Here is a 10,559-nt window from a genome sequence, read left to right as displayed (position 1 = left end):
CGTCTTGCCCAGCTCCTCGGTGATGGTCAGCACCGACAGCTCGCGCACGGTCACGATGGCCTTGCCGCCCATCAGCACCTTGACGAGGGACTCCTCCCCCGTCTGGATGCGATCCCGGTCGAACACGGCGTCCTTGAACTTCAGGGGCAGCGTCCCGGGCGCGCTGGCCCGGGCCACGCTGGCCTGGCCCTGCAGCGTCGTCACCACCCCCAGCTCGGGCGCGGCCTGGGCCCAGGACACGACGGGAGCGAGGATGATGGGGACGACCACGAGGAATCGGATCAGGCGGGTCAGGCTCTTCGAACCACGAGGACAACTCGGCCACCTACCGCGACTGGGTGACACGCCGTCCTTCATCCTCGATCCCTCCCCGCTGACCGGGGTCACTGTCACTTGATCCGGGAGCGACTGACCGCACCGCATGCGCTGCGTCTACTGCTTTCTTCTCGGAAATATTCGCGCGCGTTAGTAGCATGAGCGATGCCATCTGCCAACCGCGCGAAAATGCGCCGATTCGGTCACGACATTCAGGGAAAGCGTGGGCATCGTGCCCGGAGGGATACCAGCCTGCCAGGGTGATCTGTCCTGAGAGCCCCGACCGAGCCCAAATCGCTGGTGACGGATGGAGGAGAGCGGTAGGAAGAAATGTCCCACCTGTCCCGCGAAGCGGGTGGGATGGACGGGCGAGGCACGCTGCTGGCACAATCCGGGGGCACTTGGCCCGCGGAGCCCCCGAAAGGAAGACCGTGCCCGACCGACCGATGTCCGTGAGCGATGAAGCCCTGCCCCGCGAATTCTACACGCGCGCCAATGTGGTCACCGTCGCGCGCCAGCTGCTCGGCCGATTGCTCGTCGTTCGCTCCCGCGACGGAGCCCGCATGTCGGGAATCATCGTGGAAACCGAGGCCTATCGTGGGCCGCAGGATCGCGCCTCCCATGCCTACGGCGGCCGCCGAACCAATCGCACGGAGACGATGTACCGGCTCGGCGGCACCGCCTACGTGTACTTCGTCTACGGCATGTACCACCAGTTCAACGTCGTCACCAATGTCGACGACGTCCCCCACGCCGTGCTCGTGCGAGCCCTCGAGCCCGTCGAGGGACTCTCGCGAATGCGCCGCCGCCGACCCGGCACCACGGATCGTGACCTGACCAATGGCCCGGGCAAGCTCTGCGTCGCCCTGGGCATCAGCCGGAAGCTCGATGGCGCCGACCTGCTCGGCAAGCGCGTCTGGCTGGAGGAGGGGCGCGGGAGGATCCGGCCTTCCGAGATCGGCACCGGCCCACGCATCGGGATCGAGTACGCGGGAGAGTGGGCAGGCAGGCCCTGGCGCTTCTGGATCAGAGACAGTCCCTTTGTCAGCCGACGGGCACGCTAGACGGCGTGCAAGCGTGGGCCCGCGGCTTGACTCCCCCACCTTGCTCGCCCTACGCTCGTGGAGCCGGGGGCGGATGGACCCCCGGGCTTCGCCTGACCCAGGAGGGCGTCCAGTGACACTGACATTTCGCAAGCTTCACCCGTGCTTCGTGGCCGAGGTAAGTCCCGTCGATCTTCGCCGGGTCCACGATGCCGAGACGCTGACCCAGATCCGCGCGGGGATGGACGAGTACGCCGTCCTCGTGTTCCGCGATCAACCATTCGCCGACGACGAGCAGCTTGCCTTCGCGCAGCGCCTGGACGGCGAGCTCCATACCAAGCTGGGGATCAGCGCGCTGCAGAAGAATCGCTTGGGCAACGAGGCCCTCGGCGACATCTCGAACCTCGACGAGAACGGCGAGATCATGCGGTCTGACAATCGCCGGCGCATGTACGGGCTCGGAAATCGCCTGTGGCACACCGACGCGTCCTTCCAGGACCCCCCGGGACGCTACTCGATGCTCTCCGCGAAGGTCGTACCTTCCGTCGACGCGGACACGGAGTTTGCCGACACGCGCGCCGCCTACGACGCGCTTCCCGAGGAGGAGAAGAAGCGGCTCGAGGGCCTCCGCGTCCACCACTCCATCGCCTATTCGCGCCAGACGCTCGGCTTCGAGTTCTCCCAGGGCGAGCAAGACGCCCTGCCGGGGGCCATCCATCCCCTCGTCCGCACCATCCCCCGCTCGCATCGCCGATCGCTGTACGTCGCCTCGCACGCATCCCGGATCATCGAGTGGCCCGTTCCCGAAGGACGGCTCCTTCTCCGGGACCTGATCGAGCACGCGACCCAGCCGGAGTTCGTCTATCGGCATGCCTGGCGCGTGGGCGACCTCGTGATCTGGGACAACCGCGCGACCATGCATCGTGCGCGGCCATTCGACGACACGAAGTATCGTCGCGAGCTCCGCCGGGTGACGACCCTGGACATCGAGCAGCCCGCCCCCGTCGTGATCCGCTCCTGAGCGGGTGGACCGCTCGTCCATGCTGACGACCACCGTCGTCGGCAGCTATCCGCAACCTCGCTGGCTGCTCGACCACGAGATCCTGAAATCCCACGCCGTCCCCCGTATCCGCATGCCTGAGATGTGGCGCATCGCCGAGCCCTACCTGGAAGAGGCCCAGGACGACGCGGTCCGGCTCGCCGTGCGCGACATGGAGCGGGCGGGCATCGACATCGTGACCGATGGAGAGCAGCGTCGCGAGAGCTACTTCAATCAGTTCGCCACCGCTCTCGATGGCCTCGACCTCGACCGGCCCGGCATCGCCATCAATCGGCGAGGCAAGCCCCAGCCCGTGCCCCGCGTGGTGGGACCCCTCGCGCGCGTCCGTCCCGTGCTCACTCGCGATGCGCGATTCCTGCGCGGCGTCACCGCACGTCGAATCAAGATCACGCTGCCCGGCCCCTTCACCATGACCCAGCTCGCCCAGGACGACTTCTATGGGGACGAGGAGAGACTGGCCATGGCCTACGCGGCCGCCGTCAACGCCGAGGTGCGGGAGCTCGAGCCCCTCGTCGACGTCATCCAGCTCGACGAGCCGTACATGCAGGCCCAGCCCGACAAGGCGCGCGCGTATGCCATTCCCGCCATCAATCGCGCGCTCGCCGGCCTCCGCAAGACCACTGTCGTCCACCTGTGCTTCGGCTACGCCTACGCGGTCAAGGACAAGCCCAGCGGGTACTCGTTCCTTCCCGAGCTGGATCGCTGTGCCGCAGATCAGATCTCGATCGAGGCCGCGCAGCCCGGCCTCGATCTCTCGGTCCTGGCCAGTCTGCCCACGAAGACCATCGTCCTCGGTGTCCTCGACCTCGGCGCCCCCGAGCCAGAGCAGGCGGCGGTGGTCGCGGGACGCGTCGGCGAGGCGCTCAAGCACGCGCCCCCGGAACGCCTGGTCATAGCGCCCGACTGCGGGATGAAGCATCTCGCCCGAGAGCTTGCTCTGGCCAAGCTCCGGGCGATGGTGGCGGGCGTGAGACTGGCCGAGGGAGACTCGGGCCCGGGGAAGACCTGACGCGAGAACTAGCGTTGGTGACCCCGGCGGGATTCGAACCCGCGATCTCGACCTTGAAAGGGTCGCGTCCTGGGCCAGGCTAGACGACGGGGTCTACACCATTGCAGTACGTCAGCAAAACCAGAGGGTCACGATAGCAGAGCTCTCCGAGGATGACAAGATCGGCCGTGCGCCGAAATCCGCCCGGGCGTGGCTCCGGGCGCCTGAGAGCGCCACTCAGGTCAGCGGTACGTAGTCGTACTCGCCGATTCCCTGGAGGACCAGGAAGGTCGCAGAGCCTTCCCCTCCATTGGTGACCAGATGGGGCCGGCCCGGACGCACGGCATAGGTCTCGCCGGGGCCGAGCCGAACTTCTTCTTTCGGGTCACGCAGGAAAAGCCGGAGGGTGCCCACGAGCACGTAGAACGTGTCCTGGATATTGCTGTGGTAGTGCCAGGGCACCTGCTGCGTGGAACTGATCTGGAGCTCCGAGATCCGGAAGCCCGGTCGCTCGGCATGGCGAGCCCTCCGCTCCACCTCGTAGAGCCCGCTCGAGTCCTTGACGCCCTTCGCGGAGATGGCCATCTCAGTGGGCCTTGGACTTGCGCCGCAGGGCGGACCAGATCACGCCGGCGACCAGGAGGCCGATGCCCACGAGGAGCGGCGTCCAGTAGGAGGGAATGGCCAGCGAATGCCTGATCACGATGAAGAGCCCGACCAGGGTGACGATGAGCCCAGCCAGCACCAAGCCATTTGGCTTCATAGAGACCTCCGTTCTTGGCCAAGATTCCCACCCCGCCGCCGCCGAAGTCAAGCGAACGAGGCCATTCTAGCGTCGGGTCGACGGCTAGCGCTTCGGTCGAGGACGATCGTAGAAACGATGGTTGCAGTCGAGGCACCGATAGGGGCGTTTGCGAGCAAAGTGCAGCAAGAGCCGGTCCAACACATCCTTCGGCTCACTACGCGTGATCACCGTACTCTGACACTTCGGACATACGTGCGGTGTCCTCACGGTGTCGTCGCTCTCAGGATCCTACTTATCGATCAGCGGACACGCGAAGCTCGAGGGTCCCCCCTCGGGACCTGCCTTGTCACAGATCGTGAAGCCGCAGTTGCCGATGGCGATCGTCGTCACGATCGGCAGTATACTCCCGGCCGGGCGGCTCGAGCCATGCCGACGGCGAGCGTCAACGGAGTGGAGATCTACTACGAGGAGACGGGGCAGGGCGCGCCGCTCGTCTTCTCGCACGAGTTCGGCGGCGACCACCGGTCGTGGGAAGGCCAAGTCAGGTACTTCTCGCGCCGCTACCGCGTCGTCGCCTACAACCACCGCGGCTACTCGCCGTCGGCGGTCCCGAAGACGGCAGGCGACTACTCGCAGGACCTCCTCGTTGCCGATCTCTTCGGGCTCGTGAAACACCTCGGCCTCGGCCCGATCCACCTGATCGGCTGCTCGATGGGGGCCAACGCCGCGCGCGACTTCACGCTCGCGCACCCCGAGGCCGTCCGAAGCCTGACGCTCGTGGGGGCGGGAGCCGGCTCGGTGAACCGCGAGGAGTTCCTGAAGGGTCAGGAGACGATGGCCGCGGGCCTCGAGCGCGACGGGATGGTCGCGCGGCTCCGGAGCTTCGAGACGGTCCCCACGCGCGCCGCGTTCAAGGCGAAGGATCCGCGCGGCTTCGCGGAGTTCCTCCGTCAGGCCGCGGAGCACGATCCCCGCGCCTGCGCGCACCTGGCCCGTGAGGTGATGTCGAAGCGCAAGACGGTCCAGGAGGTGGAGGCGGGGCTCCGCGCGCTCCGCGTGCCGACGCTGATCGTGGTCGGCGATCAGGACGCGCCGTGCGTCGAGCCCTCGCTCCTGATGCGCGCGATGCTGCCGCACGCGGGACTCGACGTCTTCCCGGCGTGCGGCCACACCGTGAACCTCGAGGAGCCCGGCCTCTTCAACCTGCACCTCGAGCAGTTTCTGACGGCCGTCGAGGCGGGTCGCTGGGCGGGATGGTCGCGCTGACGCGAGCGATGGCCGCGAAGGCGCTCGGCCTCACGATCCCGCCGTCGGTGCTGGCGCGGGCGAATGAGCTGATCCAGTGAGTGAGCGTGCAGTCAGACCCGGAAGTTGCAGCCCTTTTCCAGGGGTGCAGAAAGCGCGCAAAATGTTGGGATCGACTGGGAGATAAACCGAAGTGCATGGTGAGCCGTGGTGGGATCGAACCACCGACCCCCTGATTAAAAGTCAGGTGCTCTGCCAACTGAGCTAACGGCTCGTGCGCCGAAGTTTAGCATAGTTGCGTGCGACCGCTTTCCCATGGCATTCTCCTTCGGACGTTTTTCGGACGGTCCTAAAAGCCGTCACCGCAAAACACCATCCGGAAGAACATGTTCTTCCGGTCGGGGGCGTGCCGAATCTTCACTTCGTACGCCACCGTGTACTCGAGGAACTTCGCTCGGGCAGCAAAGAGATCCTGGGCAATCTCTCCGCCTAGAAACTTCTCCTCAAGGATAGGCTTGTCCTGGACAGACTAATCCGGCCAAACAGTTGCAGGTAGTCACCTGCCACCGTGTTGGCTTTCAGTCGACGTAGAGCTGGCCCGCGACCGCATACTCGCCGTCGGGCTCGCGCCGCAAGACGACAAACTCACCCATCCGTATGCTGAGACCCGTCAGATCGGTAACAACACTGCCGTGCGTCACCAGTACCAGCGACGGTCCATTACGGTGTCCAGCGATGACCTTCCTGACCTCGGCAAGCTGGCGCTGACGGCGTTCCGCGTCGTTGAGCGCGCCTTGCAAGGCATCCCACGGCTGCGCCTGGCCAAAGGCTAGCCGGGCTGTGTCCAAGCATCGGCAGCGCGGGCTTGATAACACCGCGCCGACCGCGACGCCGTTCTGCCGAAACGCCTCGCCAATTCGCTGCGCTTGCGCCCGCCCGCGTTCGTCCAGGTTGCGTTGGGTCGAGCAGTCGTCAAGCTTGGCGTCGGGCGGATCGAAGCCGCCGGGCGCAAAGCTGTGGCGCAGCACAACTACGCTGCCCGGCGCGCGCGAAGCTTCCCAGATCGACTCCGTGGCCTGCGCGACGGATACTGCCCATGTGCACAGAATGATCGCCGTTAGCCATCGAATCGGAGCCATCTCGCTACTCCCGGTCAGACCGCGTCCAGCTTCCGGTCTAGAGGCTACTTCCTGACCTCTTAGCCCACCAGGCTCCTAGACCACTTCACCCGCTGAGCAGAATCAGAGAGAGAACGCTGCCCGAACTTCCGCCTCGGCGGCTGCCGCATCTAGCGGCTCCCGCCTCCGCGAGGCCGGCACCGATCATGGCCGCACATTGGGAATGGGAACCACGCCCTGGCAGCCCGCGTGGGGGCCGGCGGTGACGGTCACGAGGTAGTGGTTGTCAAAGCTGCCCGTCTCTCCGATGACCACCTTGGCCCCGGACTCCGCGACACAGCTGACGAGCGGGAGCACGGTGATGGTCGAGGCATTGCTCTTGGCGAGGGCAAATCCTTCGTCCATGGCCACGGCGCTGCGCCAGACGATGATGGCGGTCATGGTCCCGAAGGGCACGAGGGTGGCCGTGCTGCCCGCGCTGGCCCGCCCGTCCACGGCGGCCTGGGCGTACCGGGGCGCGTGGGACGCGGCGTCCTCCGCCCGTGCGGGCATGGGCACCATCAGGAGAGCGAGGAAGACCAGCCAGTACACGTCGATTCACGCCCGCGGCGCGGAGGGCATGTCTCTCGCGGTCGCGTCCTAGTACGGCGGGAGCGAGGATCGAAGTCCGGGGATCCAGCGCGTCAGCGTCGAATCGTTGACGAGAATGGTGTCGTCCCGGACCGGCCCGGTGGAGACCAGGGAGATGCCGACCCCGCACAGCTCGGAGAGCCGGTCCAGGTACTCGCGCGCCTTGGTGGGCAGGTCCTCGTAGTCCCGCAGGCCCGCCGTCGAGCTCTTCCATCCCGAGAGCTCCTCCCACACGGGCTCGGCCTCGTGCCAGATGCGCTCCTCTTCCGGGAAGTCCGTGAGGACTTCGTCGTCGTACTTGTAGCCGACGCAGATCTTGACGGTGTCACAGGCATCCAGCACGTCGAGCTTGGTGATGGCCAGGGTGTCGAGCCCGTTGATCCGCGCGGCGTAGCGTAAGCCGATGGCGTCCACCCAGCCGCAGCGGCGCGGCCGGCCCGTGACCGAGCCGAACTCCTTGCCGCGCGTGCGCAGCAGGTCGGCGATCTCGCCGCGCAGCTCCGTGGGAAACGGGCCGCCCCCCACCCGCGTGCAATAGGCCTTGGAGATCCCGATCACGCCGTCGATCTTGGTCGGGGGCACCCCCGAGCCCGTGCATGCCCCACCCGACGTCGTGCTCGACGACGTGATGAAGGGGTACGTGCCGTGGTCGAGATCCAGCATGGTCCCCTGCGCGCCCTCGAAGAGCACGGAGGAGCCCGCCTCCATCCAGCGGTGGAGGAGGAGGGCGGTGTCGGTGATATAGGGCGCGAGCCATCCGGCATAGCGGAGATACGCGCTCAGGATGCCTTCGACGGTGAAGCTCTCGGCGTCGTAGATCTCTCGCAGCAACCGGTTCTTCTGCGCCACGTTGTATTCGAGCTTCTCGCGGAGCAGACGCTCGTCGAGCAGATCGGCCATGCGGATGCCCACGCGGGCCGTCTTGTCGGCATAGGCGGGCCCCACCCCTTTGCCCGTGGTGCCGATGCGGTGCTTGCCCGCCTTGGACTCGCTGGCGCGGTCGAGGGCGGGGTGATAGGGCATGATCACGTGCGCGTTCTTGGAGATATATAGATTGCCGTCGAAGGCGACCCCGCGCTGGAGGAGCGACTCCATCTCCTCGATCAGGGAGGCGGGGTCGATGACGACGCCGCAGCCGATGATGTTGCGGCAGCTCGGGTGCAGGATCCCCGACGGGATGGTCTGAAGCACGAACTTCTCGCGCCCCACCACCACGGTGTGCCCGGCATTGTTGCCGCCCTGGTAGCGGACGACCACGTCGAAGTGTGGCGTGAGCACGTCGACCACCTTGCCCTTGCCCTCGTCGCCCCACTGCGCCCCCACGATCACGATGTTAGGCATGATGCGCTCCTCCCACGCCCGGGAAGTGCCGGGCGGGATCAGCCAGGATCTCGGCGATGGGAACCCACCGCTCGCCGCTCTGGTCGAGCGAGACCACCCGCACCTGCCCGGGCGCCGCGCTCGGCTCTCCGATGACGAGGGCGCAGCCCGCGCGCTGCTGACGCGCATAGGCGAGCGACTCGTCGACGGGACGGCTCAGGATGTCCCGGGCCACCGCGGCGCCCACATCCCGCAGCCGTCGCGACAGCTCGAGGGCCCCCGTCTTGTCGGTCGTGAAGTCGATGATGAAGAAATCGGGCCCCGGCGACAGCACGGCCACGCCCTGGCTTTCCATGGCCAGAAGCGCGCGGCCCACCTCGAAGGCGAAGCCCGTGGCCGGACAATCATAGCCGAAGCGCCCGAGCATGTGGTCGTAGCGGCCCCCGCCGGCCAGGGGCGCCCCCAGCCCCGTCACATAGGCCTCGAAGTGCACCCCCGAGTAGTAGTCGAAGCCGCTGACCTCGCCCAGGTCGAGCAGAACCGCGTCGGCCAAACCGTAGACACGCAGGAGACGGTAGATCTCCGCCAGGTTGGCCAGGGCCGCCTCGGAGCGGGGATTCTTGACAAGCCGCTCGGCACGCTCGAGGACATCGCCGCGGCCATAGAGCGTGGGAAGAGCCAGGAGCAGCTCCGTCACCGTCGACGGGGCGCCCAGGCCGCCCACGAGGCGCTCCAGCGCCGAGACGTCCTTCCGCGCGAGGGCGGAGCGGAGCTCGCGCGCCCGCGCCTCGTCGAGCCCCAGGTCTTCGAGAATTCCGCGGAAGAAGTCCGCCTGGCCCACGTCGATCTGGAAGCGCGTCAGCTCGAGCGCGCCCAGCCCCTCCACGGTCATGGCGATCATCTCGGCGTCGCCCTCGGCATTGGGGAGGCCGACCAGCTCCACGCCCGCCTGATAGAACTCGCGGTAGCGTCCGACGTGCGGCTCGTCGTAGCGGAACACGTTCGTCAGGTAGGCGAGCCGCAGCGGCTTGGGCTCGTCGCGCAGCCGCGTGGCCACGATGCGGGCGATCTGCGGCGTGACGTCGGCCCGGAGAGCCAGCAGCCGGCCGCTCTCACGGTCCACCATCTTGAACATCCGCTCCTGGAGCTCGTGGTCCGTGCCCTGCGAGAGCACGTCGAAGTATTCGTAGGCGGGCGTGACGATCTCGCGATAGCCCCATCGCCGGAACACGGTCAGCAGGGTTTCCTCGACGTGGCGCTTCTGACCGGCCTCATCCGGCAGGTAGAGCTTGGCGCCCTTGGGAAGCTGGGTCTGCTGGGCCTTGCGGCTCGGGGTGGACATGGCCACCTACCGGCTCACGGCGACGGCGTCGAGGTGGACCAGCGTGTTCATCCGGTGCAAGGCGGCCCAGTCCGCTCGGAACTCGAGCTCGGAGATGCCCGTGGGCGCCGAGTGGAGCGACCAGATTCGGTCCAGCCCAAGACCCAGGGCCTCCAGGATAAGGATGCGCACGGGAACGCCGTGAGTCACGAGACACACCGTCTCCTCCTCGTGTCCGGCCCGGAGCCGCGCGAGCCCTTCGAGCACTCGCTCTCGCGCGCACGCCAGGCTCTCGCCCTCGGGCGGCGCCACGAGGTGCGGCGTCTTGAGCCATGCCTCGAAGAGCTCTCCGTCGCGGGCGCGCGACTCGTCCAGCGTCAGCCCTTCCCAGCGACCGAAGTGAAGCTCCTGGAAGGCCTCATCCGTCTCGACCTCGAGGCCGTGCGAGGCCGCGATCACCGCGGCGGTATCCCGCGCTCGCCGGAGCGGGCTCGCGTAGACGGCCTTGATCGGATGCTCCTTGAGCTCCCGGGCGGCGGCTTCCGCCTGGGTCAGTCCGATCTCCGACAGAGGGGTATCAGTGCGGCCCTGGTGCCGGCGTTCCCGGTTCCAGGCCGTTTCCCCATGACGTAAGAGGAAGAGTCTCAGTGACATGGCCAAGCCCGCATTGTATCGCAGAAGGCAGAGATTTCCCTTGGGCCCGAAAGATCCACCGGTGAGCTTGGCTAGGGGTCTGTCCAAGCAATTCCCCGCCCTCACGAGAAGGATTGTTCC

Annotated in this window: 12 protein-coding genes and 2 tRNA genes; 4 read left to right on the top strand and 10 right to left on the bottom strand. The window is 67.0% G+C overall.

All coding sequences use genetic code 11. The features are described 5' to 3' along the window. Window positions 1-270, bottom strand: a 270-nt coding sequence (locus VGT00_13410) for a hypothetical protein (GenBank protein ID HEV8532410.1), incomplete at its 3' end; no start/stop codon positions are given. 476 nt (window positions 271-746) lie between these two features. Here VGT00_13410 and VGT00_13405 point away from each other — a divergent pair. From VGT00_13405 to VGT00_13395, 3 genes are all read left to right on the top strand, one after another. After that, window positions 747-1,379, top strand: coding sequence for a DNA-3-methyladenine glycosylase (locus VGT00_13405; protein ID HEV8532409.1), 633 nt, complete (start codon window positions 747-749; stop codon window positions 1,377-1,379). A 112-nt stretch (window positions 1,380-1,491) separates the two neighbouring features. Beyond that, window positions 1,492-2,379, top strand: a complete 888-nt coding sequence (locus VGT00_13400) for a TauD/TfdA family dioxygenase (protein HEV8532408.1) — start codon at window positions 1,492-1,494, stop codon at window positions 2,377-2,379. A gap of 19 nt (window positions 2,380-2,398) precedes the next feature. Continuing rightward, a complete protein-coding gene (locus tag VGT00_13395; GenBank protein ID HEV8532407.1) occupies window positions 2,399-3,427 on the top strand; it encodes a 5-methyltetrahydropteroyltriglutamate--homocysteine methyltransferase in 1,029 nt (342 codons plus the stop codon). 15 nt (window positions 3,428-3,442) lie between these two features. Here VGT00_13395 and VGT00_13390 read toward each other — a convergent pair. The 3 genes from VGT00_13390 to VGT00_13380 form a co-directional block, all read right to left on the bottom strand. After that, window positions 3,443-3,521: transfer RNA gene (locus VGT00_13390), tRNA-Glu, on the bottom strand. Window positions 3,522-3,643: 122 nt separating this feature from the next. Continuing rightward, the gene (locus VGT00_13385) at window positions 3,644-3,991 is read right to left on the bottom strand and encodes a cupin domain-containing protein (protein ID HEV8532406.1); all 348 of its coding nucleotides are present in this window, start codon (window positions 3,989-3,991) and stop codon (window positions 3,644-3,646) included. 1 nt (window position 3,992) lies between these two features. After that, the gene (locus VGT00_13380) at window positions 3,993-4,169 is read right to left on the bottom strand and encodes a hypothetical protein (GenBank protein HEV8532405.1); all 177 of its coding nucleotides are present in this window, start codon (window positions 4,167-4,169) and stop codon (window positions 3,993-3,995) included. Window positions 4,170-4,577: 408 nt separating this feature from the next. On the opposite strand from VGT00_13380, the gene VGT00_13375 reads away from it, so the two are divergent. Then, on the top strand, window positions 4,578-5,417 hold the full coding sequence (locus VGT00_13375; GenBank protein ID HEV8532404.1) for an alpha/beta hydrolase: 840 nt from the start codon (window positions 4,578-4,580) through the stop codon (window positions 5,415-5,417). A 177-nt stretch (window positions 5,418-5,594) separates the two neighbouring features. Here VGT00_13375 and VGT00_13370 read toward each other — a convergent pair. From VGT00_13370 to VGT00_13345, 6 genes are all read right to left on the bottom strand, one after another. Then, window positions 5,595-5,670 (bottom strand) — tRNA-Lys (locus VGT00_13370). A 304-nt stretch (window positions 5,671-5,974) separates the two neighbouring features. Then, window positions 5,975-6,535, bottom strand: coding sequence for a histidine phosphatase family protein (locus VGT00_13365; GenBank protein HEV8532403.1), 561 nt, complete (start codon window positions 6,533-6,535; stop codon window positions 5,975-5,977). A gap of 183 nt (window positions 6,536-6,718) precedes the next feature. Beyond that, window positions 6,719-7,105: a hypothetical protein gene (locus VGT00_13360; GenBank protein ID HEV8532402.1), complete on the bottom strand. Its 387-nt coding sequence runs from the start codon at window positions 7,103-7,105 to the stop codon at window positions 6,719-6,721. A 48-nt stretch (window positions 7,106-7,153) separates the two neighbouring features. Further along, on the bottom strand, window positions 7,154-8,485 hold the full coding sequence (locus tag VGT00_13355) for an adenylosuccinate synthase (protein HEV8532401.1): 1,332 nt from the start codon (window positions 8,483-8,485) through the stop codon (window positions 7,154-7,156). Further along, entirely contained in the window at window positions 8,478-9,806 is a 1,329-nt protein-coding gene (hisZ, locus tag VGT00_13350) for an ATP phosphoribosyltransferase regulatory subunit (GenBank protein ID HEV8532400.1), read from the bottom strand. Before hisZ ends, VGT00_13355 begins: the two co-directional genes overlap by 8 nt. A 6-nt stretch (window positions 9,807-9,812) precedes the next feature. After that, window positions 9,813-10,439, bottom strand: coding sequence for a histidine phosphatase family protein (locus VGT00_13345; GenBank protein HEV8532399.1), 627 nt, complete (start codon window positions 10,437-10,439; stop codon window positions 9,813-9,815). Between the last annotated feature and the right edge of the window lie 120 nt (window positions 10,440-10,559).

The sequence above is a fragment of the Candidatus Methylomirabilota bacterium genome (genome assembly GCA_036002485.1).
In the GTDB taxonomy this organism is placed as follows: Bacteria; Methylomirabilota; Methylomirabilia; order Rokubacteriales; family CSP1-6; genus AR37.
The sequence above is the reverse complement of the archived record's forward strand: the minus strand, read 5'-3'. Positions and strand labels throughout refer to the sequence as shown.

What these genes read in the sequence shown, in the direction of transcription:
- VGT00_13355 (HEV8532401.1), bottom strand. Translation starts at nt 8,485, where the DNA reads ATGCCTAACATCGTGATCGTGGGGGCGCAGTGGGGCGACGAGGGCAAG.
- VGT00_13345 (HEV8532399.1), bottom strand. Translation starts at nt 10,439, where the DNA reads ATGTCACTGAGACTCTTCCTCTTACGTCATGGGGAAACGGCCTGGAAC.
- VGT00_13375 (HEV8532404.1), top strand. Translation starts at nt 4,578, where the DNA reads ATGCCGACGGCGAGCGTCAACGGAGTGGAGATCTACTACGAGGAGACG.
- hisZ (HEV8532400.1), bottom strand. Translation starts at nt 9,806, where the DNA reads ATGTCCACCCCGAGCCGCAAGGCCCAGCAGACCCAGCTTCCCAAGGGC.
- VGT00_13385 (HEV8532406.1), bottom strand. Translation starts at nt 3,991, where the DNA reads ATGGCCATCTCCGCGAAGGGCGTCAAGGACTCGAGCGGGCTCTACGAG.
- VGT00_13365 (HEV8532403.1), bottom strand. Translation starts at nt 6,535, where the DNA reads ATGGCTCCGATTCGATGGCTAACGGCGATCATTCTGTGCACATGGGCA.
- VGT00_13395 (HEV8532407.1), top strand. Translation starts at nt 2,399, where the DNA reads ATGCTGACGACCACCGTCGTCGGCAGCTATCCGCAACCTCGCTGGCTG.
- VGT00_13380 (HEV8532405.1), bottom strand. Translation starts at nt 4,169, where the DNA reads ATGAAGCCAAATGGCTTGGTGCTGGCTGGGCTCATCGTCACCCTGGTC.